We start from the raw sequence: 23,464 nt of genomic DNA, 5'->3' as shown, positions 1-23,464 counted from the left end.
CCCATCATGCACACGACATGACGCGAGGGAGGAACCACCCCATCACCCACGAACGGGCGACACCACATCACCAGGAACGGGACTTAACGCCCTCTCAGAGGTGTTGCTTGGCTGCTCGGACCAGTCGGCTGATGGCGTCACGGGTCCGTACCCTGGCCTCGTCCAGTTCGGTTCTGCTGTCTGTCTTGGACAGCGCTGTAACGTCTGCGAGCACGTCCTCCGCGGCCCGGCTCAGCGTCTCGTCATCGGTGATCATCTGCACCCGGAACAGTGTCTCTTGCGCGTTGGAGCGTAGGTCATAGGCGCGGATCCGCACCGTGTCAGGGTCTTCCGGTGGTGGCTGTTCGTGTTCGCAGAACCAGAGGTGAACAAGGCAGCGGCGGTAGTTGACCAACGTGCCGGCGTAGGCGGAGTAGGCATCGAGTCGTTCCTGCCTGAGCTTCTCGCGGCGGGTGAACTCGTGGCTTCTGTCGGTGGTGCGCTGCTGGAACGCCAGGGTGATCCCCGAACCAAGCAGCGTCCCCAGGACGGCTATGCCGCTGGCGATGATGGTCTCCACATACCAAGCTGATCACGCATCGCCGTCATCCGCGGGTCGTTGCCCAACTCCGATGCCAACACGCTTTCCGACTGTGTTGGTGGCCTGCGGTGCGGTGTGCAGGGGCGTTCGCCTGCGTTCATGGCCGACTGACAGCCGGTGAGGGGGCGACTGCGTGTCCCGCCTGAACGGCCGTGAACGGGGCTGAATGAGACGGGAACTGAGACGGCGCTGCCTCTGGCGCAGCGAGCGACCTACCTTCTTCGTGCTGTGGTCTGGGCTGTCGGATAACCGGTTTCACGTGATGCTGGACGGGTGCGAGACTCCGTCGCGTGCCTGAACTCTCTGAGCTGGATTACCTGCGGGAGATCGAGCGGCTTGCCAGGGCGGTGACCGCTGCGGCGTCCGCCGAGGGCCACCTGTCTTACGCACCAGACCCGGACGATGCCACGCCGCTGCAGCGAGCGGTAAACGCACTTGCACGCGAGACCCGGCACTACCACTTTCCCGGCGACGGCTGTTTGCCCGAGGAGGACCGTCCACCGGTGCGGTTGGCGGGCGTGGTGGTGCTCCGGCCGACCTCTCTGCCTCCGGGTATGGAGGAGACCTACGAGGAGGCGTGTGCCCGCCTCGGTGTCGAAGCCCGCGCCGAGGGCTGGGCACTGTGGAACACCTGGGGTAAGGGCGGGGCGAGGGTCACCATGGTGGTCTCGTCGGTCGATACGACGCTGGGGTTGCTGGCGAACTGGGCGCGAGGCAGGGATGTATACCCGGTGAGTCCGGTGCCGTCCCAGGTAGCTCAGATCCAACAGGGATGGGCCGGCCCCATGACGTTCTCACCGTGGGGCGCCGAACGCTTGGGCATCACAGGGCAGTGTGGTTGATCCCAAGCCCTCAGCTTGGGAAGCGACGGCGCTTGGAAGGCGACATGCTCGTTTACCTGCGCTTATGTGGCCCAGCGGTGGCTACGGGAGAGCAGGTTTGCACCACTGTTGACCGCTGTTGTCCCCTCTTAAGGGCATGCTGTGGGTACGGCGCCGTGACTGATAAGCCGACGGCGGCCGTGTAGGCGCCTTCCAGGCTCGGCGTGACTCGACTCGCTCGACCGGGCGGCGTAATCGCGACTGCACACATCGACGTCGTGAAGCAAGCCCAAGGCCGACTCGCTCCATGGATGGGGTGATCTGCGGAAACCGTCTCCGTAGTTCTCACTGGTCCACGCCGTTTCCCGGGCTCATATGCCCTACAGCGGAGTGGCGTCTCTGGTCAGGCCCCGGGGAGGGCTGCAGGATGAGGGTCGATCACGTTGTCGTTGAATGTTCTGCCGGGGCCTCTACGCGTATCCCATGGCTGGGATAACACCCTCAAGTGTTGGTTCGACGAAACTATGAGCGAAGAGAGACGTAGCCGTTGATGCCGGCCAGTCTCGCTTTCGCGATGCGGTCCGCCGGGGCGTTTGCCCGCTGTTCGGACGTCAGTGGCCAGTCGTCAGGCTGCATGAACAGCAGTTCGCCGGTGATCGGGACGAGGGCGGCGCACCCGAAGAGATCGTCGCCGACGAACCAGACGCCTGCGGAGCCGCCCGCCGGCCATCCCTTGCCCGAAAGGTTCGTGCCCGTCATCGTGGGAGAGCCCGCGCATTCCCTTCCTATCCTGACAGTGAAGCAGTTGTTTCTTTCAGCGCTTATCTGCTGTACCGGGCCGCGGAAATCCACCGGGTAGGTGTGGAAGAGGCGGGAGCACCTCCGGACCCAGGAAAGGGAGCTCGACAGGCGGATCATCGAGACGGGGAGGCCGAGAAACCCTACTATTGCGAGGGGGAGCAGATAGTCGGTGCGTGTCACGAAGATCTGCAACCACATGAGCCCGAAGACCACTGCCCGTTTCGTGAAACGCTTCAGCGCCTTGGCGCGGTGATGCTTCAAAGCGCCCTGGAAATCAGTTCCGTCGGTCGCGTAGGGTGCGCGAGCCTCCTCCTGCACGGCGATCCTTCCCGCCTTTTCTGCGATCACCCGAAGTCGGACTGCATGGCTTGCGCCGCGGAACCGGGAATTACCGGCCCGGGCCCTGGTCCGCTTCGGCCGTCGGATCCTTGAAGGCCAGCGTCCGGGCGGTGCCGAGCAGCACCGAGCGGTAGTCCTCGGCGAGTTCGACCGCCGAGGTCACCAGTTGCACGGTGATGATCGACGACGTACGGGGCTCCGGTACCGCCACTGTTCCCTGCCAGACCGAACCCTCCAAGGGTCCCTCCTGACCTTCGGGCGGGATGCCCGGTGCCACCGTCTTCCGCACCTGCTCGATCAGGAACCCGACGCCCACCGGCAGTTCGATGGGCTGCATGCCGTTGTTCGCGTTCCCTCCCGCATTTCCGCCCACCATGCCGGCGAGGACACGCATGGGGTTCGCCCCGCCGGAGGGAAAGGCCGAAATCGTGAGGACCGACAGCGAAGCCTTTCCGTTCTCGTCGGGGTGCATGCCGAGCGCGCAGACAGCCACAGGCTGCTTCTGCAGGAGCAGCGCGGTCATGGCGTACAGACGGAATGCCTGGTCGGCCCGGTCGCGGGCTTCCTCGGGAAGTCCGCTGATCTGTCGGGCCAGTTCTGCGACTCCTTCCTCCGTCGGGTTGAAGTCCAATTCCAGATACCCGTGGGGGAGTCCATACCAGAAATTCGGCTTCGGCGTGGTGTCCGTTGGCGCCGTGCCTCCGGGTTGATTGTTCACAGCCGGATACTCCCCGCGAGTTCAACGATGTCCGTGCCGAAGGTTCCGAGCGTGCCCGCCGCACCGGACAGGGCCACGCTCGCCTTGGTGGCCTCAGTGGAGTCATGGCCGATGCCGTCTTCCGGCAGCAGTCCGGCAGTCTCCGCCGAGGAGACCACGTTCGCGGTCGCGTTGACACCGTTGAGGGCCCAGTCGCGAAGCTTGCTGGGGGCGGTGGCGACATCCACGGCCCTGTCCCAGTTGACGGCCTTCACTTCGCTGGCGAAGGAAGTGACCTTCGAACCCACTGACATGGCTTCGCCGCTCTCCCTGGCAACCGCCGCCGCCAGACCCACCTCGCTTCGAGCGACGCCGCGGCCTTGTCGAGCGAACGCGCAGCGTTCTTCATGTACTTCGGCAGTTCGCCGTCGAGTGCATCCCGGAAGGCGTCCGCCGCGTCACCCTCCCAGTGCGCGCTTTCCCCCAGCAGTCTTTCGATCTGGCGGTGGGAGCTGTCCAGCGCGTCCGCCGCGGCCTTCACCTTCTGCTGCAGCGCGGCGACCTCAGCGGGGATGCCGGGGACCGGATTCCAGCCGAGGTTCGGATACGGGTTCGTAGCCATCAGCTCTTCCCCCCGCCACCCGAAGTGACCGAATCTGCCATCTGCTTCAGGGTTTTCTCGAGGTTATCCTCGAGTTCCTGATAGCTCAGCTTGTTGGACTTCACGCCCTCACTGATGCTGCCGATGAGCTCGCTCAACTGCTCGGACCCGTACTTCCATCTCTCCTGGAACGTGTCGCAGGCATCGTCCAGTCGGGCAGTGCCGATCTCGGCACTGCGGACCTGCGAAAGCGCCTTACGAGCCTCGTCGAGGTCCTTCGTCGCCTGCTGAAGTGACTTGACGAATCGGTCCAACTGGTCGATGTCAACCTTGAAGTGGTCCCCCACCTAGCACCCCCGTAACGACGGAAGAAGGGAATCAAAGACAATGTGGACAGAGGGGTTCCCCTTGTCCTGCCCGACCGGGTGGCAGCTTATATACCAGTAGAGTGGTGTGTCGATCGCGGTCTCCTGGACTTTCGAATCCACACACGAGGAGAAATTGTGAAAGACAGCGATGCGGGCCCTCCCTTCGACAAGTTCGGCACGCAGGCCGACAGAGGCCCTGCCGATGCGCACGCCCCTCTGCATAAATGTGCTTTCGATCACCCCGAGACCCGGGCGGCATGGGAGCAGGCCCGGAGGAAGGCGAAGAAAGGGCGCTGGATCTGGCACTTCTTGTATGCCCTCTCTTGGGTGGCATACTTCGTGCTCTTTGGGAATCTCTCAAGCGAAAATGCCAAGGAGCGGGCTGCCGGCGGCATCGTCCTGGTGTCATTTTTCTATCTGACTCTTCTCTATCTGCGCCGCGACGTAATGGGTTCCCTGAAGCGCATCCGGCGGGTGCTCGAGCAGCATCCGTGGCAGCTGATCTCCGCGGCGCACCGGCCCGACGGTGTCAAGGACGTGATAGGCGTGCCTGTCCAACTGCGATACCGCGACGGCGAGGAGTTGACCGGTCTCATGTCCGCGCGAAATCCGCTTCGCCGACGTCACTGGCCCGAGGAACTCGAGCACGGTGCTTGGTACGCCGGTCAGGTCTGGCAGGCAGGAGGAGTCAGGACGCGTGGATTCGGTGTCCTCGCCGTCCCGGGTGGCAGCGAGCTCATGGAGGTGTCGCGAGAGACGGCGGTGCGCCGGTAAGCGGGAGGGGGGAGTCGTGTTCGTCGGTTTGGTCGCATGGGGCGCGAAGGGGTGCCCGACGTGAGGGGAGTACGGCACTTGCGGATCACAGAGCCGTCTGCGCTTCAAGATCTGCAAGGTCACCGTGCTCATTGCGCAAGCCATCCGCTACACGTCGTGCGCTGACCGCGGCGCCCTCACATGCTCCTGCCGGGACGGTGGTGGTGCCGCCGAACCGCCCGATGCGCCTGCTTCGCCAACTGGCCCCGCTGTTCGGGGTGTCCAAGTCGGCCGCCGACCGCATCATCCACCACCTCGGGCCCTCGCTCGCGCTCCAGCAGCGCAAGCGGTTCCGCCGCGACACCGTGCTGATCGTGGACGGCACCCTGGCCCCCCCGCGACCACAACATGGCCGAGCAGTCGAAGAACTATCGGCATTCCACCAATCACCAGGTCGTCATCGACGCCGACACCCGGCTGGTCGTCGCGGTCGGCCGCCCGTTGCCCGGCAACCGCAACGACTGCAAGCGTGGGGGCTGTCCGGTACGAAGGCCGCCGTCGGCAGGACAACGGTGATCGCGGACGGCGGCTACCGGGGCACCGGCCTGGTCATCCCGCACCGCCGCGAACGCGGCCAGGCCGAACTGCCGACCTCGATTCTCGCAGGCCACTGCCTGGACTGCCGGGGCCTCCGTCGGTACCGCACTTCCCATACGCCGTCGCTGACCAGGTCGTGGAAAGGGCAGGCGGTCGTCGTGTTGGGCGGGCCGTACTCGGTCAGTAGCCGCTGTAGGTCCTGCGCCACCGCGCTGGACCGCAGCTCGCTGGCAGCGTCCTCCTGGAACTGGCTGAAGGCGTACAGGAGCAGTAGGGGTTTGTGCGGTGCGCGCGTCACGCTTTCTGGTCCGCTGCCTCCTTCTTGTGAAGGAGGTGAAGCGGCACTTCGCTTGGTAGCCGAGCAGGGACCCTACGGCCTGTTACCCGTGGAGGAGAAGGGCGCCCCCTTCCGGCGTACCTCCTTCGGTCGGAAGTGGCGCCGGGCTCGCACGGTCGTCGGTCTCCCGGACGGCTTACGCTTCTACGACCTCCGTCACACCGGGCACACCCTTTCGACCCGCTCCGGCGCCAGCCTCAAGGACACGATGGTGCGTGCCGGGCAGTCCTCCGAGAAGGCCGCGCTGATCTACCAGCACTCCGACGAGGATCGGCAGCGGGAGGTGGCTGCCGGGCTCGACGATCTGGTGCGCGCCGAGCGTGCGAAGTGCCACACGGACGACTCCGCGCACCACAGCGAGGAGGCTGCCGAGGGCTAATGGTGCGGTTGTGGTGCGCGACCGGCCCACCGGTCTAGACAACAAAGAACCCCCGGGCCTCTGACCTGGGGGTTTCACATGGAGCGGGTGACGAGAATCGAACTCGCGCTCTCAGCTTGGGAAGCTGATGTTCTACCATTAAACTACACCCGCGTAAGACGCCGACCGAGGTCGGTGTCCGAACGGTCGCCACTTTACCTCATGTCAGGCCCTCGGTGTTGATGCCGCGGGGCCTGAGGGCGTTTCAGGGGTGGGATGCCGCTGCGGGGGAACGGAGTTGGGGCGTACGGTGGAGGCTCGGAAGAGGGCCCGGGCGGGACCGGAGTGCCGCCTGGAGGGCCGTCCCTTTGATCCCGTACTGTGGCTTTTGTCGTCAGGCAAGCAGCAGCCAGACGCGGCTCTTGGGGAAGGGACTCTTGGACTTGATGGAGCGCACCGTCGTCCGTTGTGCCGATGGGCACGTGTTCACCACCGCTTCGTTCCCGATGCAGCAGGCCGAGCGACTCGGTCCCGGGCGGCTGCTTCGGTGCCCGCGCTGTGCGCGGCTCCGGAGCGTGGTTCCCGTCAGCTACCAGAAGCGGTAGCGGGCAAGCGGCAACGAGCAGATACGCAGGCGCGCGGAGTCGTCCGGTTGTGGTCGCTCCGCGCGCCTTGCGTATCCTCGGGGCGTGCTTCTCTCAGACAAGGACATCCGGGCCGAGATCGACGCCGGGCGGGTGCGTATCGATCCGTATGACGACGCGATGGTGCAGCCGTCGAGCATCGATGTGCGGCTGGACCGCTACTTCCGGGTGTTCGAGAATCACCGGTACCCGCACATCGACCCCGCCATCGAGCAGGCCGACCTGACCCGGCTCGTGGAGCCGGAGGGGGACGAGCCGTTCATCCTGCACCCCGGGGAGTTCGTCCTCGCCAGTACGTACGAGGTCATCACCCTGCCCGACGATCTCGCCTCCCGGCTGGAGGGGAAGAGTTCGCTGGGGCGGCTGGGCCTGGTGACGCACTCGACCGCCGGCTTCATCGACCCCGGCTTCAGCGGGCACGTGACCCTCGAGTTGTCCAACCTCGCCACCCTCCCCATCAAGCTCTGGCCGGGCATGAAGATCGGGCAGCTGTGCATGTTCCGGCTGAGTTCGCCGGCCGACTTCCCGTACGGCAGCGAGCGGTACGGGTCCCGGTACCAGGGGCAGCGGGGGCCGACCGCCTCCCGGTCCTTCCTCAACTTCCACCGGACCCAGGTGTGAGCGACCCGGACATGAGTGACACGAGCGTGAGCGGCGTGCGGGAGAACCTGACCTACGAGATGTTCGGAGTCGCCGTGCGCGAGCTCGCGCAGGCCATCGCCGACGACGGCTACGAGCCCGACATAGTGCTCAGCATCGCCCGCGGCGGTGTCTTCGTGGCCGGTGGTCTCGCCTACGCCCTCGACTGCAAGAACATCCATCTCGTGAACGTGGAGTTCTACACGGGCGTGGGGACCACGCTGGAGATGCCCGTCATGCTCGCGCCCGTTCCGAACGTGATCGACTTCTCGCGGAAGAAGGTGCTGATCACCGACGACGTCGCCGACACCGGCAAGACGCTCAAGCTGGTGCGCGACTTCTGCCTCGACGCCGTCGCCGAGGTGCGCAGCGCCGTGGTCTACGAGAAGTCCCAGTCGCTGGTGAAGTGCGAGTACGTGTGGAAGCGGACCGACGAGTGGATCAACTTCCCGTGGAGTGTCCTGCCTCCGGTACATAAGTCGGGCGAGGCGCCGAAGGAGAACAAGGAAGCGCTCTGAGGGCGCTGTTCTCATACCAGGCGTATGGCCGCCCGGGCGGCAGCGGATGCCCCCTGGAATGCGAGCCGCCAGGTGGGTGCATCATTGGCCCATCCTTCATGGCGCCTCCCAGGGAGATCTGCATGCCCGCTATCAACAGCACGCCGGGCCGACGCCCCCCAAGAGCGACGACAGCCGTTGCGGGCGCGGCCGTCGTGCTTCTTGCACTGGTCGGATGCGGCTCTGGCGCAAGTGATACGGGGGCGAGCGGTACGGCGCGTGGTTCCAAGTCGCCGGCAGCCGGCGCATCGCCCGACAGCGGTGGCGGGTCGCGCGCCGCCAAGGCCGCCGCGCTTGTCCACAGGGCGATCGACGCGACTTTCGATCAGGAGTACCTGAGCTCGACCCGGCGTACCAAGACCGAGGGGACGACCACCCTGCGTATTGCCTTGGGCGGGGGCAGGGCGGCATGCGAGGCACATTCCCGAAAAGGTTCCGCCTCCCTGGACTTCATCGTCACTGAATCCGCGCTCTACACGCGAGGTAGCAAAGAGGCCCTCGAACTGTCACCCGAGGGCAAAGCAGACCCCGTACGGGTGGAGGTGATGGCTGACCGATGGGTGAAGCGTGGCGCCGCCATGTCCGAGGCCATGGGTGAGATGTGCGAGTCGACGACCCGCCGAACCTGGCTGGAGGAGCGCATTCCTTCCCTGGGGCGTCTTGCCGAAGAAAACCCCAGGCAGCAGTCGGTGAAGGTGCGAAAACGATCCGCCACCAAAATCACGTATGAGCGCGCGGGGGGACCGCTGGACTTCTACATTGCCGCTGAGGGCAGCCCGCTCCTCCTGCGGGTCGCCTTCCCGGCCACGGACCTCGATGAATCGTTCGGCGACTTCGGCAAGCCTTTCCGCGTGGCCGCGCCGCATGCCGCGGTCTCAGAGATGCAGATGGCACAAGAGGTCCTCGCGGCTCAGTGAGGTTTTCCGCACCCAGCGATCTCGCGTCGCAGCGCGTCGGCAACCTCGGCCTGGTCCGTGGAACCGCCTGTGGTGCGGCGGGCCGGGCAGGTCCTCGACGCCTGACGGGCAGCGGGTTCGGCAAGAGGAAAGGGGCTCCCCCGCAGGGGAGCCCCTTTTCCGTTCGTGCGGTCTCAGACGGTGCCCAGCTTGACGATCGACAGCAGGGCGATCAGCTGGATCGCCGACGCGCCCAGGGCCTTCGGCCAGGGCAGGTCGTGGGAGCGGCCGACCATGAGGGTCAGCAGCACGCCGCCGGCGACCCAGGTGGCCCAGCCCAGCAGCTGCACGAACGTCGCGTCGCCGCCGGCGAACATCGCGAAGACCAGGCGGGGCGCGTCCGTGAGGGACATGATCAGCATGGACAGGCCGACCGTGGGCTGCCAGGCGCCGTCGCCGCCGAGCTGGCGGGCCAGCGTGTGGGTGACCACGCCCAGGACGAACGCGCTCAGCACCATCGCGACGGCCGTCGTCAGGACGATCGGGACCGCGTTCGACAGTGTGGCGTTTATCGCATCCTTGCGGGCGCCGTCGAAGCCGAAGACGGCGAGCAGGCCGTAGAGGAACGTGACGATGAGGGCCGGGCCCCACATCGAGTAGTCCCGCATCTGCAGGAACGTCTGGTTCGGGGAGAGGACGACACCCCTCAGCAGGGGCTTCCAGCGCAGGCGCGGGCCGACCGGGCCGGGCGGCGGGGCCGCCGAGCCCGCCCGGTAGGTGTCGCCCTGGTTGTAGGGCTCCTCGCCGACCGAGAAGGCCTGGGTGTGGCCCGGGTTGTTCGCCGCGTACGGGTCGTGCGGGCCCTGGGGGCCGGGCGGGTACGCGCCGTCGCCGAAGTACTCCGGCTCGCCCTGGCCGCCGTAGCCGCCGCCGGGTGCGGCGTTCGGCTGCTGCGGCCAGGTGGGGCCGCCGCCGTTGCCGTACGGCTGCTGCTGCGGGTACGGCTGCGGCGCCGGCGGGTAGCCGTACGACGGCCCCTGCGGCGTCTGCTGCCCGTTCGGAGGGTTGTGCGGTCGCGTCTGAGGAGCGCCGTTGTTCCGGCCGCGTCCGATCCTGAATCCAGCCACGTCTTCGAACGTACCTGGTCCCCGGCGGTCGCGGGCCGGGCCCGGGCTTCCGGGCCCGGCTTTGCGGCCGAGCTGTGACATCCCTTAAGGGGCAGGGGTCTTGGGCGTCCGTGACCCATCAGGGTTCGGCCGTACGGGCACTCCCGGGCCGCATGCCGCGGCGTCGGCTGGAGCATGTCCTGGCCGAGCCTCAGGCAGCCCGTGCGCGGGATCAGCCCGCGAGTACGTCGCCGAAGGCCGCGTCACTCGCCGGGCCGCCCACGGTCGCGGCGCCGAAGGACTTGGCGCCGGTGGCCGTGACCCCGGACGCGGTGGACTTCAGCAGCCAGACCGCGCCGTCGCCGGTGTTCTCGAAGGCGGCACTCGCGACCAGCTCGGCACGGCCGTCTCCGCTCGCGTCGGTCAGCCGCACGGCGTAGCCGAACGAGTCGTAGGCCTCGACGGTGCCGGGAACGCCCGCGGTGTCCTGGGAGAAGGACTTGGCGCCGCTTCCGGTCAGGCCGGACGCCGATCCGCGCAGGACGGTGACCGTGCCGGCCTGCCTCGAGGAGCCGATGGCCTCGTACGGGGCGCCCACCGCGATGTCCGCGTAGCCGTCGCCGTTGGTGTCGCCGGCCGACAGGCTCCAGCCGAAGCGGTCGTTCTTCTCGGCGGTGCCCGGCACGCCGGTGGTGTCCTGGGTGATGCGCACGGGGGTGCGGGTGCTCAGGCCGCCGGCCGCGCCGTAGGTCACCGTGACCGCGCCGCCGGGCCCGCCGTTCGGCTCTTGCGTGGTCTTCTCCATGAAGTTGCCGGTGACGATGTCGCCGTAGCCGTCCTTGTTCACGTCCGCGATGACGGCGTCGTATCCGCCGGCGACCTTGCTGCCCGCCGTCAGGCCGGTGGCGGATCCCTTGTACAGCACGCTGCGGGTGCGGAAGCCGTCGCCGGCCGCCTCCTGCCCCATGACCAGCAGGTCCGCGCGGCCGTCGCCGGTGACGTCACCCGCGACGACCCGGTCGGTGTTGATGCCGGTCTGGGTGGAGGTGTCGATTCCGGTGAGCTCGGTGGCCTTGCCGGTGCGGGTGAACGGGCCCTCGAAGACGTTCAGCTCGGGGTAGGCGATGTTGGCGGCGGCCAGGTCGGTGTCGCCGTCGCCGTCGAAGTCGCCGGTGGCGACGGACCAGCCGAGCTCGTAGCGGTTCTCGGGGAGCGGGGCGGACAGGTCCGTCGCGGTCTTCAGGCCGCTCGCACCGCCCCAGACGACGGTGACGACGCCCGAGTCGCCGGTGGAACCGATCTGCTCGGCGTGCACGCCGACGATCAGGTCCGTGTAGCCGTCGTCGTCCAGGTCGCCGGTGGTCAGGCGGTCGCCGAAGTAGTCCCGTGTCTCCGGGACGCCGGGGATGCCGTCGGTGGCCTGGCTGATGATCTGCCGCTTGGAGCTGTCGAGGCCGTTCGCGGTGCCGTAGACGACGGCGACATATCCGGCCGCGGTCCTGCCGTCGATCTTGCCGAGCGGCGCGGCGATCGCGAGGTCGCGGTGGCCGTCGCCGTTGAAGTCGCCGGACAGGCCGGAGGGCGCCGCGGTGGCCGTCGTCGCGGGCAGGGCCGTGAGCAGGCCGGTGGTGAGGGCCGTGGCCAGGAGGAGGGTGCGCTTGCGCATCGGAGTCCCTGTCGGGTTGAGAGGTGGTGGTCAGGAGTCGAGTGCGGTGCCGTGGGCCCGGCGTGTGCCGGTTGTGGAGACGCCGGTCGTGCCCGGCCCGAAGCTGACGGAACCCGTGGCCGTCGGGCCGGTCGCGGTGGAGTGCGGGGGCCGGACCGCGCCGTCGCCGGCGTTCTCGCCGGGCGCGGAGACCGACAGGTCGGCGCGGTGGTCGCCGGTGTGGTCGGTGAGCGTGACGCGTTCGCCGAACCGGCCGCCCTGCTCGGAGCCGCCGGGTACGCCGCCGCCCCCTCGGGGGAAGGGGCCGGACCTGGAAGGCCCGGCCCCGGGGAAGCGGGTGGTTCAGTCGGCGAAGTTCGCGCCGAAGTTCGGGTAGCCCGTCGTCGAGACGCCCGAGGTGCTGGGGGAGACGGTGCGGGAACCCGTGGTGGTGATCTTCGTGCCGCTGGAGGGCAGGTAGAGGACCGCGCCGTTGCCGTCGTTCTCGTACGAGCCGGCCAGCAGGTCGGCGCGGCCGTCACCGGTGACGTCGTCGAGCTTGACGTCGGCGCCGAGCATGTCGCCCTTCTCGTCCGAGCCGGGGACGCCCGCCGTGCTCTGCGCGAAGGACTGGGTGCCGGAGGAGGTGTTGATGCCCGAGGCCGAGCCGTACAGGACGACGAGCTGGCCGGTGTCGGCGACCGAGCCGATGTTCTCGCCCGCGACACCGACCACGAGGTCCTGGTAGCGGTCGCCGTTGACGTCGCCGAGGTCCAGCTCGTAGCCGAAGTAGTCGTTCTTCTCGGAGCTGCCGGGGACGTTGCCGGTGTTCTGGGTGATGCCGGTGGTGGAGCCGACGCCGCTCGGGGCGCCGTAGGTGATCCACACCTTGCCTCCGTCGGCGGCCTCGGGGAAGGTCACCCCGTCGTCGGTCCGGTTCCAGTGCATGCCGGTGACGATGTCGCCGTAGCCGTCGCCGTTGATGTCGCCGATGCCGGTGATGACACCGGCCTTCAGCGGCCGGGTGTCGGCGGCGGACAGGCCGGAGGCCGTGCCGAGGAGCAGGTAGTTGGCGTTCCAGTACCGGCCGGTGACCGTCTCGAAGCCGTCGACGACCAGGTCCGTGCGGCCGTCGCCGTTGACGTCGCCCGCGGTGAGGTTGAGCGGGCCGGAGCCGTCGCCCGAGGCCTGGATCGGCGCCTTGACGCTGTACCGGCCCTTGACCGCGGTGCCGGAGGCGCTGATGCCGCCCCTGAGCACGTGGACGACGTTCGAGGTGCTGCCGACGGCCAGGTCCGCCTTGCCGTCGCCGTCGAAGTCGCCGGCGGCGAGGTTCCTGCCCCACCGGTCGTGCTGGGCGGGGGCCGCGTCCGCGATCGATACACCCTTGCCGGTGATGCCCTGGGCCGAGCCCCACAGGACCGCGACACCACCGCCGTCCTTGTCGCTGCCGACGTCCTCCAGCGGGGAGGAGACGGCGAGGTCGTCGTAGCCGTCGCCGTTGAAGTCGGCGTAGGCGCTGTCGGCGCCGAACGCGTCACCGCTTTCGGCCGTGCCCGGGTTGCCGGCGGTGTTCTGGCTGATCGCGGACCGCTTCGCGGAGGACACTCCGGTCTTCGTGCCGTACAGGACGACGAGCTGGCCGGCGTCCTTCTTGCCGTTGACGTAGGCGCCGGAGGCGGAGAACGCCACGTCACCGATGCCGTCGTTGTCGAAGTCGGCCTGCGGGGCGTGCGTCGGGTCCGCGGCCGACGCGGTACCGGCCGTGGCCGTGAGCAGCGTGCCGGTCAGCGCGGCCGCGGCGGCGGTCGCCAGGGCGAGCCGCAGGCGGGGGCGACGGAACGGGTGCGTGTGCGGGCGCCCGGAGGGGCGCTCGTGCTGGTGCATGCGGGGTCTCCTGCTGCATGCGGGGGATGCCTGGCGGACATCCGGAGTCGATGGAGGACCGGACCGTCCGTGTTCGCCGCGAGTTGTCCGGGCGTTCACGGTGGTCGGCGATCAGGAGACCGGTGTGGGGACGTAAGGGTTGTACGTGAGTTCGGTTAATTCCTGAGGCGGTGGCTCCCGGACCCGTCGCCGAGCGGGAAGGTCCCGCCGGCGGCGGTCCGCGCTCTACGACGGCCGCACTGCCCAGGTGCCGAACTTCCAGCCTGCGCGGACGACTTCGGCGAATCCGTGCGTGAAGCAAGAGGCAATTTCGCCAGGGTGTTCCGTTTTTTCCGGATTATTCACTTTTGGCTCTTGGCTGAGTGGTTACGCGAGAGAGAGCCAAAGAAGCAAGGAGAACCGCTGATGATCACTCGCGACCAGATCTCTACCGTGCTGGATCACCCCGTCTACGACGCGCGCGGCAACAAGATCGGTGACGCCAAGCATGTCTTCTTCGACGATGTGACCGGCCAGCCCGAATGGGTGAGTGTGAAGACCGGTCTGTTCGGCACCAGCGAGTCGTTCGTGCCGATTCACGACGGGACCGTGGTGGAGGACCACCTGGAGGTGCCGTTCAGCAAGGACACGGTCACGGAGGCGCCGAACGTCGACGTCGATGCCGGCGGACATCTGTCCGAAGAGGAAGAGCACCGCCTGTACGAGCACTACGGCATGGACTGGGACACCGTTTGGCAGCAGACGGACCAAGGCGCCGAAGGCGGCTGGGCGCGCACCGGCGCCGACACCGCCGCGCAGCCAGCGACCGCTGCCGGGAGAGAGCGCGCCGGCGACGACGCGATGACACGCTCCGAGGAGCAGATGCACGTCGGTGTCGAACGCCGCGCAACCGGGCGGGCGCGCCTGCGCAAGTACGTCGTCACCGAGGAGGTCCAGCAGACCGTCCCCGTGCGCCACGAGGAAGTCCGCGTCGAGCACGAGCCCATCACCGACGACAACCGGGACGCGGCGATGTCCGGTGCCGACATCACCGAGGCCGAACACGAGGTGATCCTCCACGAAGAGCGTCCGGTCGTGGAGACGGAAGCGGTCCCCGTGGAACGGGTCCGGCTGAGCACCGAGGAGCGTACCGACGAAGCAACCGTTCGTGGCGAGGTCCGCAAGGAGCGGATCGAGACCGACATCACCGATGAGACGGGCGAGACGGGCGAGACGGGTGAGACCGGCGAGACCGGTCGGCGTGGTCAGTGACCGGAGAGCATCGAAGAGCAGTCGAAGAGCCGTCGAAGGGCCCCACCGATGCGGTGGGGCCCTTCGACGGCAGGGGCAGTCGTTGTTCCGGCGCCGGGTCGCGTCGGTCCGGCGCCGGGTCGTCACCGGCCCCGGACCGATCATGGTCCGGGGCCGGTGAGGACGAGAGACGGGAGTCGGTGGCTCAGCCGGAGCCCGACTGTTGCCGGGTTTCGTCGGCGACCTGCCTCCCGGAGTCGCGCGCCTGCTCGGCCACCTGGGTGGCCTGGCCGCGGGCCTCGTCCTGTGTGGTGCGGGCGGCCTCCGCGGCGGTGTCCTTCACTTCCTGCGCCGCGCTCTGGGCGGTCTCCTTGACACCCTCCTTCAGGTGCTGCGCGGAATCCTGGGCGGCCTGCTTCACCGGCTCCAGTGCCTCGCCGCCGCGTTGCATCAGCTCGGTGGTCTTCTCCTGCTCCATCTGGGAGACGGGCAGTATCGAAGCCGCCAGCATGCCGGCGCCGAAGGCGATCAGACCGGCGGCCAGCGGGTTGCCCTGGGTCTGGCGCATAGCCTGCTCCGGAGCCTGCCGGACGGCTTCACCGGCCTGGCCGGCCGCCTCACGCGCGGTGTCGGCGGCCTGCTGGGTGCCCTCCTGCAGCGATCCGGCCACCGACTGCGCACTGCCGCTGACGCCTTGGGCGGTCTGGGAAGCGGATCCCATGACCCGTTCCCGCATGCCCGAGACGGCGCCGCGCATCCTGCGGGTGCGGCGACGGGCTATGCGCCGGGGGCTGGTCCGGTCGGTGAGCCGGTCCATGTCGGTGGACAAGCGGTCCCGCGTGGCGGTGATCTCGGCCCTCATCTGGTCGGGTGACGTGCCCATTGCGCATTCTCCTTCATCGTCTCGACTGTGTGCCCGGGCTTCGGTGTCACGGCGCGCATCCCGGTACGGCCCCGCTGGTACAGCACCGCCGCGACCACGGCCCACACCGCGGTGACGATCAGGGCGGCCCAACCGCCGTCCATGACGTTGGCCAGTCCCAGCACCGCGGCCAGCGACAGGAACAGCAGCACCATGTAGCCGGCGAATCCCGCGCCGCCGTACATGCCGGCCGCCTTGCCCGCCTTGGTCGCCTCCTGCTTGACCTCGGTCTTGGCCAGTTCGACCTCCTGCCGGAACAGGGTCTGGACGTCGGAGGTCACGGCGGACAGCAGCTCGCCCACCGAGGGGTCCCCACCACGGGTCTCCACTTGGCGGGCCTGGATCGAGGCCATGGCTCACACCTCCGGGTACGGACGAGCCGTGGCACCGCCCGGAGGCATGCCGACGGACGGCTGCGCCTCCGGCGGGGGTCCGGACGGCAGCGCTGTGGGCTGCCCCGAGGCCGGCGCCGCAGGCTGCTGTGCGCCCTGAGCGGAACCGTCGGACTTCGCTGCCTTCACCAGCCGTCCGACGGCCAGTCCTGCCAGCAGCGCGCCGCCCAGGAACATGCCGGGGCGTCGGCGGGCGAAGTCCTGCACGTCGGTGAGGACGCCGTCGACTCCCTGCTTGTCCAGGTAGTCGGCCGCCCGGTGCCCGCCGCTGGCTGCCTGAGCCGCGAGGCTACGGGCCGGCGAGTCGCTCCGGGCGTTCTCCGCCAGTCCGGCCATGTCGTCCGCCCACTGACGCAGCGAACCGGCCGCCCGCCTGGCCTGTTCCTCGGCCTCGTTCATCGCACGGCTCCGCAGGTCCTGGGCGACCGCGCCGACCTGCTGCCGGGTCTCACCCGCCACTGCCTTGGCCTGGTCCACGGCGGTACCCGCGACCTGTCCCGCGGCCTGCCTGGCCTGATCGGTGGTGGCCGACGCCTCCGCCCTGGCCGTCTCCCCGGTCTGCCTCAACCTCGTCGTGCCACCCTGCGCTGCCTCGCTCATCAGCCACTCCTCCTCGCACGATCATGTGACTTTTGATCCTCTATGTATGCGAGTGACTGTTCTGTCCGGGTTCACACCCGTCAGGGGTGATTCATTGGGCTCGATCCGAGACCCCTGGTCGGCCGGCTCCGCCCAGTCCGCGTGAGGCAGTGGCCTGCTCGCACTCGGCGAGGCCGCGCATGCCGGGGAGCGGGCCGGAAGCAGGCAGGGGACAACCGCGCCCTCAGCTGTCGGGGCCGCCCCGGCTCGCCTGGGCGGCGTTCTGCTCGGGCAGTGCGACTGCGGGGATGCTCGTGCCGTACGTCTCGCAGAGACCTGCACGCCGACTGCCGCCAGCCGCGATCTGCCCCTCCCCTTCGCCCTCGGCGTCGGGCTCCAGCCCGGTTGCGGACGCCCGTGCCACCGGTACGGCAGCAGTCGCGGAACGCCGACGCCCCCTGCCCGATCACTCAGGGCAGGGGGCGTCGGGAACGACCCGCGGCAACCGCCTACTTCACCGGCTCCGGCTCCGGCGCACTCTCCGAGTCCGCCGCGCCCGCCGGCGGCTCCCCGTCGTCGTCGCCGTCGTCGGCCTCGCCCTCCGCGGGGACCGGCGTCTTGACGGAGTCCAGCAGCAGCTGAGCCACGTCCACCACCTGGATGGACTCCTTCGCCTTGCCGTCGTTCTTCTTGCCGTTGACGGAGTCCGTGAGCATGACCAGGCAGAAGGGGCAGGCCGTCGAGACGATGTCCGGGTTCACCGACAGGGCCTCGTCGACGCGCTCGTTGTTGATGCGCTTGCCGATGCGCTCTTCCATCCACATCCGCGCACCACCGGCGCCGCAGCAGAAGCCGCGCTCCTTGTGGCGGTGCATCTCCTCGTTGCGGATGCCGGGGACGCTGGCGATGATGTCGCGCGGGGGCGTGTAGATCTTGTTGTGGCGGCCCAGGTAGCAGGGGTCGTGGTACGTGATGATGCCCTCGACCGGGGTCACGGGGATCAGCTTGCCCTCGTCCACCAGGTGCTGCAGCAACTGCGTGTGATGGATGACCTCGTAGTCGCCGCCGAGCTGCGGGTACTCGTTGCCGAGCGTGTTGAGGCAGTGCGGGCAGGTGGCGACGATCTTCTTGGCCGACTTGGGCTTCGCGGACTCCGGGACGACCTTGCCCTCGTCGTCCATCTCCTCGCCGAACGCCATGTTCAGCGCCATGACGTTCTCCATGCCGAGCTCCTGGAACAGCGGCTCGTTGCCCAGGCGGCGGGCCGAGTCACCCGTGCACTTCTCGTCGCCGCCCATGATCGCGAACTTGACGCCCGCGATGTGGAGCAGCTCGGCGAAGGCCTTCGTCGTCTTCTTGGCGCGGTCCTCCAGGGCACCGGCGCAGCCGACCCAGTAGAGGTACTCGACCTCGGACAGGTCCTCGATGTCCTTGCCGACGACCGGGACCTCGAAGTCGACCTCCTTGAGCCACTCCAGGCGCTGCTTCTTCGCCAGGCCCCAGGGGTTGCCCTTCTTCTCCAGGTTCTTGAGCATCGTGCCCGCCTCGGACGGGAACGCGGACTCGATCATCACCTGGTAGCGGCGCATGTCGACGATGTGGTCGACGTGCTCGATGTCCACCGGGCACTGCTCGACGCAGGCACCGCAGGTGGTGCAGGACCACAGGACGTCCGGGTCGATGACGCCGTTGTCCTCCAGCGTGCCGACCAGGGGGCGCTCGGCCTCCGCCAGGGCGGCGGCGGGCACGCCGGCCAGCTGCTCCTCGGACGCCTTCTCCTCGCCCTCCATCGTCTTGCCGCCGCCGGCCAGCAGGTACGGCGCCTTGGCGTGCGCGTGGTCGCGGAGGGACATGATCAGCAGCTTGGGGGAGAGCGGCTTGCCCGTGTTCCAGGCGGGGCACTGCGACTGGCAGCGGCCGCACTCGGTGCAGGTGGAGAAGTCCAGCAGGCCCTTCCAGGAGAACTGCTCGACCTGGGAGACGCCGAAGACGTCGTCGTCGCCCGGGTCGGTGAAGTCGATCGGCTTGCCGCCGGACGTCATCGGCTGCAGGGCGCCCAGGGCCGTCCCGCCGTTCGCCTCGCGCTTGAACCAGATGTTCGGGAACGCCAGGAAGCGGTGCCAGGCCACACCCATGTTGGTGTTGAGCGACACCACGATCATCCAGACGAACGAGGTGCCGATCTTGATCATGGCGACCAGGTAGACCAGGTTCTGCAGCGCGGAGACCGACAGGCCCTTGAAGGCGAGGACCAGGGGGTACGACGCGAAGTACGACGCCTCGTAGTGGTCGACGTGGTGGAGCGCGCCCTCCAGGCCCCGCAGGACGTAGATCGCCAGGCCGATGGTGAGGATCACGTACTCGACGAAGTACGCCTGGCCGGCCTTGGAGCCCGCGAAGCGGGACTTGCGGCCGGGGCGGCTCGGCAGGTTCAGCAGGCGGATGACGATGAGCACCGCGATGCCCAGGATCGTCATCACACCGATGAACTCGATGTACAGCTCGAACGGCAGGAAGGTGCCGATGACCGGCAGCACCCAGTCGGCCTGGAACAGCTGTCCGAAGGCCTGGGCCAGGGTCGGCGGCAGCGTCAGGAAGCCGATCGCCACGAACCAGTGGGCGACACCGACGATGCCCCACCGGTTCATGCGCGTGTGGCCGAGGAACTCCTTCACCAGGGTCACGCTGCGCTGGTAGGGGTTGTCGGTCCGGGTACCGGCGGGGACCGGCTGGCCCAGCTTGAAGTACCGGACGAACTGGCCGATCGCGCGTGCGAGCAGCGCGACGCCGACCACGGTCAGTACCAGCGACACGATGATCGCGGCGAGTTGCATGGGGGCTCCTCGGGCCTGCGAGGGGTTTCGTCGGGGGGTGCCTGCCGTCTGGAGGGTTCCCCGAAATTACTAAGCGGTAACTTATGCAGTCCGTCTGAGACTACCCCTATCTTCCGCAGCACTGTAGCCGGGTGGGGGGTGATCTGAATCGCTGAGGGTTGCCTCAGAAACAGTACGGATCCGGTCGGGATCTCGTCGTGTTATTCGTACCGAATTGTCATAGTGCGCCTAACTTATATCCGTGCTCTACGGGATCACCGCCGCCGCCACCGCCCTCCTGCTCACCGCGCTGCTCGCGGCCGTCCTGCGGAGGCCCGCCCTGCGGCTGCGGCTGATCGAGCGGCGTCGGCGGCGGGAGGTGCCGCTGTCCGGAGGTGTGGCCGTGGTGGCCGTCACCGGGGTGGTCGTGGGGGTCCGGGACGGGGCGTCGGACGGGAGCGGGATCGGCGGGTTGCTCGTGGCCGGTGGAGTGGTCGCGCTGCTCGGGCTCGCCGACGACGTGTGGCGGCTGCGGCGGCGGGTGCTGGTCGCCGGTTCCGGCGTGGCGGCCGCCTGTGTCGTGCCGTACGCGGAGACGGGGGTGGGGACAGGCCTGCTCGGTGTGGTGTGGGTGGTGGGGGTGACCCTCGGCTTCCGGGGGCTCGATCACGCCGACGGGCTCGCGGGGGCGGCCGGGGTCGTCGGCGCCTTCGGCGTGGCGGCCTGCGCCGCTGTCGACGTGATGGACGGGATCGCCGTGCCGATGAGCGTCCTGGCCGCCGCACTGACCGGGTTCCTGCTGCACAACTGGCATCCCGCGCGCGTGGCGCTGGGGAGTTGCGGGTCCATGTCCGCGGGGTTCGCGATCGCGGTGGGCGCCGTGCACGTCCGCGCCGGCCTCGGCGTCGTGGAGAGCGCGGGGGTGCTGTTCGCGCTGACCGCCTTGGTGGGTGCCGACGTCGTACTCGTGCTGCTGTCGCGGCGGTTGGGCGGGCGGCCTGTCGTCCGCGGAGGGCCCGATCATCTCGCGCACCGGCTGCGGCGGCTGGGGCTGACCGTGCCGGGGGTCACGCTGCTGCTGGGGGTGGGGGCGTTCTCCGGGGCGCTCGTCGGGGTACTCGCGCACGCCGGGTGGGTCGGGGCCGATGCCCTGTGGTGGGTGGCGGGAGGGGCCCTCGCCGTCGCGTTCGCCCTCTCGTGTGTGCCTGTATACGCCGATCGACGCACCATGTCGCAGCAGGTCAGAGCGCTATTGCGTGTAAGGGGCGGATAAGAGTTGAGCCCGGTCGACTCAGCTCTGTTGACCGGTCGGGAGCCGTCGTGCACACTTGAGTCCGTTCCACTCAAGTCAGCTGGAGGAATCAACCATGGCACGTGCGGTCGGCATCGACCTGGGCACGACTAACTCCGTCGTCAGCGTTCTGGAGGGCGGCGAGCCCACCGTCATCACCAACGCCGAGGGCGCCAGGACCACGCCGTCCGTCGTCGCCTTCGCCAAGAACGGTGAGGTGCTCGTCGGAGAGGTGGCCAAGCGTCAGGCGGTCACGAACGTGGACCGGACCATCCGGTCCGTCAAGCGCCACATGGGCACCGACTGGAAGATCGAGCTCGACGGGAAGCCCTTCAACCCGCAGCAGATCAGCGCCTTCGTGCTCCAGAAGCTGAAGCGGGACGCCGAGGCCTACCTGGGCGAGAAGGTGACCGACGCGGTCATCACCGTCCCGGCGTACTTCAACGACTCCGAGCGCCAGGCCACGAAGGAAGCCGGCGAGATCGCCGGTCTGAACGTCCTGCGCATCGTCAACGAGCCGACCGCGGCCGCGCTGGCGTACGGCCTCGACAAGGACGACCAGACCATCCTGGTCTTCGACCTCGGTGGCGGTACGTTCGACGTCTCGCTGCTGGAGATCGGCGACGGTGTCGTCGAGGTGAAGGCCACCAACGGTGACAACCACCTCGGTGGTGACGACTGGGACCAGCGCGTCGTCGACTACCTGGTCCAGCAGTTCCAGTCCGGCCACGGCGTGGACCTGGGCAAGGACAAGATGGCCCTGCAGCGTCTGCGCGAGGCCGCCGAGAAGGCGAAGATCGAGCTGTCCTCGTCCACCGAGACCTCGATCAACCTGCCCTACATCACCGCCTCCGCCGAGGGCCCCCTGCACCTCGACGAGAAGCTCACCCGCGCCCAGTTCCAGCAGCTGACCGCGGACCTCCTGGAGCGCTGCAAGACGCCGTTCCACAACGTCATCAAGGACGCCGGCATCTCCATCAGCGAGATCGACCACGTCGTCCTCGTCGGTGGCTCGACCCGTATGCCCGCCGTCGCCGAGCTCGTCAAGGAGCTGACCGGCGGCAAGGACGCCAACAAGGGCGTCAACCCGGACGAGGTCGTCGCCATCGGCGCCGCCCTGCAGGCCGGTGTCCTCAAGGGCGAGGTCAAGGACGTCCTGCTCCTCGACGTCACCCCGCTGTCCCTCGGTATCGAGACCAAGGGCGGCATCATGACCAAGCTCATCGAGCGGAACACGACGATCCCGACCAAGCGGTCCGAGATCTTCACCACCGCCGAGGACAACCAGCCGTCCGTGCAGATCCAGGTCTACCAGGGCGAGCGCGAGATCGCGGCGTACAACAAGAAGCTCGGGATGTTCGAGCTGACCGGTCTGCCCCCGGCGCCCCGCGGCGTCCCGCAGATCGAGGTGTCCTTCGACATCGACGCCAACGGCATCATGCACGTGACCGCCAAGGACCTGGGCACGGGCAAGGAGCAGAAGATGACCGTCACCGGCGGCTCCTCGCTGCCGAAGGACGAGGTCGACCGCATGCGCGAGGAGGCCGAGCGCTACGCGGAGGAGGACCACAAGCGCCGCGAGGCCGCCGAGTCCCGCAACCAGGGCGAGCAGCTCGTCTACCAGACCGAGAAGTTCCTCAAGGACAACGAGGACAAGGTCCCGGGCGAGATCAAGACCGAGGTCGAGGAAGCCGTCAACGAGCTGAAGGAGAAGCTCAAGGGCGAGGACACGGCCGAGATCCGCACCGCCACGGAGAAGGTCGCGGCCGTCTCCCAGAAGCTCGGCCAGGCCATGTACGCCGACGCCCAGGGCGCGCAGGCCGCCGGCGGCGCCTCCGCCGGAGCCGGCGCGGGTGCCGGCGACGCCAAGGCCGACGACGACGTGGTCGACGCCGAGATCGTGGACGACGAGCGGAAGGACGGTGCCGCGTGACGGAGGAGACCCCGGGCTTCGACGAGCAGCAGCCCGACGTCCCTTCCGGCGCCACCTCCGATGACGCCGAGCCGAAGGCCGCCCCCTCCCCGGAGGAGGAGGCGGCCCCGGCCGGGGACACGGGTCAGGACGTGGCTCTGGTGGCCCAGCTGGACCAGGCCCGCACGGCGCTCAGCGAGCGCACGGCCGACCTCCAGCGCCTCCAGGCCGAGTTCCAGAACTACCGCCGCCGGGTCGAGCGCGACCGGATCGCGGTCAAGGAGATCGCCATCGCGAATCTCCTGACCGAGCTCCTGCCGGTGCTCGACGACATCGGCCGCGCGCGGGAACACGGCGAGCTGGTCGGCGGCTTCAAGTCCGTCGCCGAGTCGCTGGAAGGTACCGCGGCGAAGATGGGACTGCAGCAGTTCGGCAAGGAGGGGGAGCCCTTCGACCCGACGATCCACGAAGCCCTGATGCACAGCTACGCGCCGGACGTCACCGAGACGACCTGCGTGGCGATTCTGCAGCCCGGGTACCGGATCGGCGAGCGCACCATCCGCCCCGCGCGGGTGGCCGTGGCCGAACCCCAGCCGGGGGCACAGACGGTCAAGGCGGACGAGTCCGCCGACGCCGACGACAAGGAGAGCGGTGGCCCGGACGAGGGCTGACGTCACAGACGAAGGGAAGGAGGGGCGT

The 23,464-nt window shown here is 68.5% G+C and carries 23 protein-coding genes, 1 tRNA gene and 4 pseudogenes; 11 read left to right on the top strand and 17 right to left on the bottom strand.

The features are described 5' to 3' along the window. Positions 1 to 94: 94 nt before the first annotated feature. On the bottom strand, positions 95 to 559 hold the full coding sequence (locus ACWD1U_RS24885; protein ID WP_451110628.1) for a hypothetical protein: 465 nt from the start codon (positions 557 to 559) through the stop codon (positions 95 to 97). Between the two features lie 311 nt (positions 560 to 870). On the opposite strand from ACWD1U_RS24885, the gene ACWD1U_RS24880 reads away from it, so the two are divergent. Continuing rightward, a complete protein-coding gene (locus tag ACWD1U_RS24880; protein WP_451110626.1) occupies positions 871 to 1,422 on the top strand; it encodes a hypothetical protein in 552 nt (183 codons plus the stop codon). Between the two features lie 501 nt (positions 1,423 to 1,923). Here ACWD1U_RS24880 and ACWD1U_RS24875 read toward each other — a convergent pair. The 5 genes from ACWD1U_RS24875 to ACWD1U_RS24855 all read right to left on the bottom strand — a co-directional run bounded on the left by ACWD1U_RS24875 (position 1,924) and on the right by ACWD1U_RS24855 (position 4,186). After that, on the bottom strand, positions 1,924 to 2,550 hold the full coding sequence (locus ACWD1U_RS24875) for a hypothetical protein (RefSeq protein ID WP_451110624.1): 627 nt from the start codon (positions 2,548 to 2,550) through the stop codon (positions 1,924 to 1,926). Between the two features lie 40 nt (positions 2,551 to 2,590). After that, positions 2,591 to 3,172 (bottom strand): hypothetical protein, encoded by a 582-nt coding sequence (locus tag ACWD1U_RS24870; protein WP_451110623.1) that lies wholly within the window; start codon positions 3,170 to 3,172, stop codon positions 2,591 to 2,593. 83 nt (positions 3,173 to 3,255) lie between these two features. After that, complete coding sequence (locus tag ACWD1U_RS24865; protein ID WP_451110621.1) at positions 3,256 to 3,486, bottom strand: hypothetical protein; 231 nt, start codon at positions 3,484 to 3,486, stop codon at positions 3,256 to 3,258. A 23-nt stretch (positions 3,487 to 3,509) separates the two neighbouring features. Beyond that, entirely contained in the window at positions 3,510 to 3,860 is a 351-nt protein-coding gene (locus tag ACWD1U_RS24860; protein WP_451110620.1) for a WXG100 family type VII secretion target, read from the bottom strand. Then, the gene (locus ACWD1U_RS24855) at positions 3,860 to 4,186 is read right to left on the bottom strand and encodes a hypothetical protein (protein ID WP_451110618.1); all 327 of its coding nucleotides are present in this window, start codon (positions 4,184 to 4,186) and stop codon (positions 3,860 to 3,862) included. Before ACWD1U_RS24855 ends, ACWD1U_RS24860 begins: the two co-directional genes overlap by 1 nt. Positions 4,187 to 4,342: 156 nt before the next feature. On the opposite strand from ACWD1U_RS24855, the gene ACWD1U_RS24850 reads away from it, so the two are divergent. Together ACWD1U_RS24850 and ACWD1U_RS24845 are read left to right on the top strand one after the other, a co-directional pair. After that, entirely contained in the window at positions 4,343 to 4,981 is a 639-nt protein-coding gene (locus tag ACWD1U_RS24850) for a hypothetical protein (protein WP_451110616.1), read from the top strand. A 230-nt stretch (positions 4,982 to 5,211) separates the two neighbouring features. After that, a pseudogene (locus ACWD1U_RS24845) lies at positions 5,212 to 5,610 on the top strand (transposase); the annotation flags it as partial. Here ACWD1U_RS24845 and ACWD1U_RS24840 read toward each other — a convergent pair. Then, positions 5,588 to 5,855: pseudogene (locus ACWD1U_RS24840) on the bottom strand (phosphorothioated DNA-binding restriction endonuclease); the annotation flags it as partial. The pseudogenes ACWD1U_RS24845 and ACWD1U_RS24840 sit on opposite strands and share 23 nt — an antisense overlap. 23 nt (positions 5,856 to 5,878) lie before the next feature. Between ACWD1U_RS24840 and ACWD1U_RS24835 the strand changes: the two are divergent. Continuing rightward, positions 5,879 to 6,273: pseudogene (locus ACWD1U_RS24835) on the top strand (tyrosine-type recombinase/integrase); the annotation flags it as partial. A 79-nt stretch (positions 6,274 to 6,352) separates the two neighbouring features. Here ACWD1U_RS24835 and ACWD1U_RS24830 read toward each other — a convergent pair. Continuing rightward, positions 6,353 to 6,426 (bottom strand) — tRNA-Gly (locus ACWD1U_RS24830). A 515-nt stretch (positions 6,427 to 6,941) separates the two neighbouring features. Between ACWD1U_RS24830 and dcd the strand changes: the two genes are divergently transcribed. The 3 genes from dcd (at position 6,942) to ACWD1U_RS24815 (ending at position 9,009) form a co-directional block, all read left to right on the top strand. After that, on the top strand, positions 6,942 to 7,517 hold the full coding sequence (gene dcd / locus ACWD1U_RS24825) for a dCTP deaminase (protein ID WP_309097764.1): 576 nt from the start codon (positions 6,942 to 6,944) through the stop codon (positions 7,515 to 7,517). A gap of 11 nt (positions 7,518 to 7,528) precedes the next feature. Next, entirely contained in the window at positions 7,529 to 8,053 is a 525-nt protein-coding gene (locus tag ACWD1U_RS24820; protein WP_451110614.1) for a phosphoribosyltransferase, read from the top strand. A gap of 122 nt (positions 8,054 to 8,175) precedes the next feature. Continuing rightward, positions 8,176 to 9,009: a hypothetical protein gene (locus tag ACWD1U_RS24815; protein WP_451110612.1), complete on the top strand. Its 834-nt coding sequence runs from the start codon at positions 8,176 to 8,178 to the stop codon at positions 9,007 to 9,009. A gap of 173 nt (positions 9,010 to 9,182) precedes the next feature. Here the strand turns inward: ACWD1U_RS24815 and ACWD1U_RS24810 are convergent, their stop codons facing one another. From ACWD1U_RS24810 to ACWD1U_RS24795, 4 genes and pseudogenes are all read right to left on the bottom strand, one after another. Then, a complete protein-coding gene (locus ACWD1U_RS24810) occupies positions 9,183 to 10,196 on the bottom strand; it encodes a Yip1 family protein (protein ID WP_451110611.1) in 1,014 nt (337 codons plus the stop codon). Positions 10,197 to 10,326: 130 nt separating this feature from the next. Then, the gene (locus tag ACWD1U_RS24805) at positions 10,327 to 11,760 is read right to left on the bottom strand and encodes an FG-GAP-like repeat-containing protein (RefSeq protein WP_451110609.1); all 1,434 of its coding nucleotides are present in this window, start codon (positions 11,758 to 11,760) and stop codon (positions 10,327 to 10,329) included. Between the two features lie 30 nt (positions 11,761 to 11,790). Further along, a pseudogene (locus tag ACWD1U_RS24800) lies at positions 11,791 to 11,997 on the bottom strand (hypothetical protein); the annotation flags it as partial. A gap of 105 nt (positions 11,998 to 12,102) precedes the next feature. Then, entirely contained in the window at positions 12,103 to 13,626 is a 1,524-nt protein-coding gene (locus tag ACWD1U_RS24795) for a VCBS repeat-containing protein (protein ID WP_451110607.1), read from the bottom strand. A gap of 405 nt (positions 13,627 to 14,031) precedes the next feature. On the opposite strand from ACWD1U_RS24795, the gene ACWD1U_RS24790 reads away from it, so the two are divergent. Further along, positions 14,032 to 14,877, top strand: coding sequence for a PRC and DUF2382 domain-containing protein (locus ACWD1U_RS24790; RefSeq protein WP_451110637.1), 846 nt, complete (start codon positions 14,032 to 14,034; stop codon positions 14,875 to 14,877). Positions 14,878 to 15,061: 184 nt separating this feature from the next. Here ACWD1U_RS24790 and ACWD1U_RS24785 read toward each other — a convergent pair whose 3' ends face one another. The 5 genes from ACWD1U_RS24785 to ACWD1U_RS24765 all read right to left on the bottom strand — a co-directional run bounded on the left by ACWD1U_RS24785 (position 15,062) and on the right by ACWD1U_RS24765 (position 19,583). Continuing rightward, positions 15,062 to 15,739, bottom strand: coding sequence for a DUF3618 domain-containing protein (locus ACWD1U_RS24785; protein WP_451110606.1), 678 nt, complete (start codon positions 15,737 to 15,739; stop codon positions 15,062 to 15,064). Beyond that, positions 15,715 to 16,131 carry a phage holin family protein gene (locus tag ACWD1U_RS24780; RefSeq protein ID WP_451110604.1) on the bottom strand — a complete coding sequence of 139 codons (417 nt, stop codon included), beginning with the start codon at positions 16,129 to 16,131 and terminating at the stop codon, positions 15,715 to 15,717. Before ACWD1U_RS24780 ends, ACWD1U_RS24785 begins: the two co-directional genes overlap by 25 nt. Positions 16,132 to 16,134: 3 nt before the next feature. Then, positions 16,135 to 16,770, bottom strand: a complete 636-nt coding sequence (locus ACWD1U_RS24775; protein ID WP_451110602.1) for a hypothetical protein — start codon at positions 16,768 to 16,770, stop codon at positions 16,135 to 16,137. 223 nt (positions 16,771 to 16,993) lie between these two features. Continuing rightward, positions 16,994 to 17,173, bottom strand: coding sequence for a hypothetical protein (locus ACWD1U_RS24770; protein ID WP_451110601.1), 180 nt, complete (start codon positions 17,171 to 17,173; stop codon positions 16,994 to 16,996). Between the two features lie 85 nt (positions 17,174 to 17,258). Further along, entirely contained in the window at positions 17,259 to 19,583 is a 2,325-nt protein-coding gene (locus ACWD1U_RS24765) for a (Fe-S)-binding protein (protein WP_451110599.1), read from the bottom strand. A gap of 241 nt (positions 19,584 to 19,824) precedes the next feature. Here ACWD1U_RS24765 and ACWD1U_RS24760 point away from each other — a divergent pair, with 241 nt between their 5' ends. The 3 genes from ACWD1U_RS24760 (at position 19,825) to grpE (ending at position 23,436) form a co-directional block, all read left to right on the top strand. Beyond that, a complete protein-coding gene (locus ACWD1U_RS24760) occupies positions 19,825 to 20,835 on the top strand; it encodes an MraY family glycosyltransferase (RefSeq protein ID WP_451110597.1) in 1,011 nt (336 codons plus the stop codon). A gap of 94 nt (positions 20,836 to 20,929) precedes the next feature. Continuing rightward, entirely contained in the window at positions 20,930 to 22,786 is a 1,857-nt protein-coding gene (gene dnaK / locus ACWD1U_RS24755) for a molecular chaperone DnaK (RefSeq protein ID WP_451110595.1), read from the top strand. After that, positions 22,783 to 23,436 carry a nucleotide exchange factor GrpE gene (gene grpE, locus ACWD1U_RS24750; protein WP_451110594.1) on the top strand — a complete coding sequence of 218 codons (654 nt, stop codon included), beginning with the start codon at positions 22,783 to 22,785 and terminating at the stop codon, positions 23,434 to 23,436. The genes dnaK and grpE overlap by 4 nt, the downstream gene beginning before the upstream one ends. Positions 23,437 to 23,464: the final 28 nt, after the last annotated feature.

It is taken from the genome of Streptomyces sp. NPDC002788, from assembly GCF_053592115.1.
This window is presented reverse-complemented; position numbering and strand designations above follow the sequence as displayed.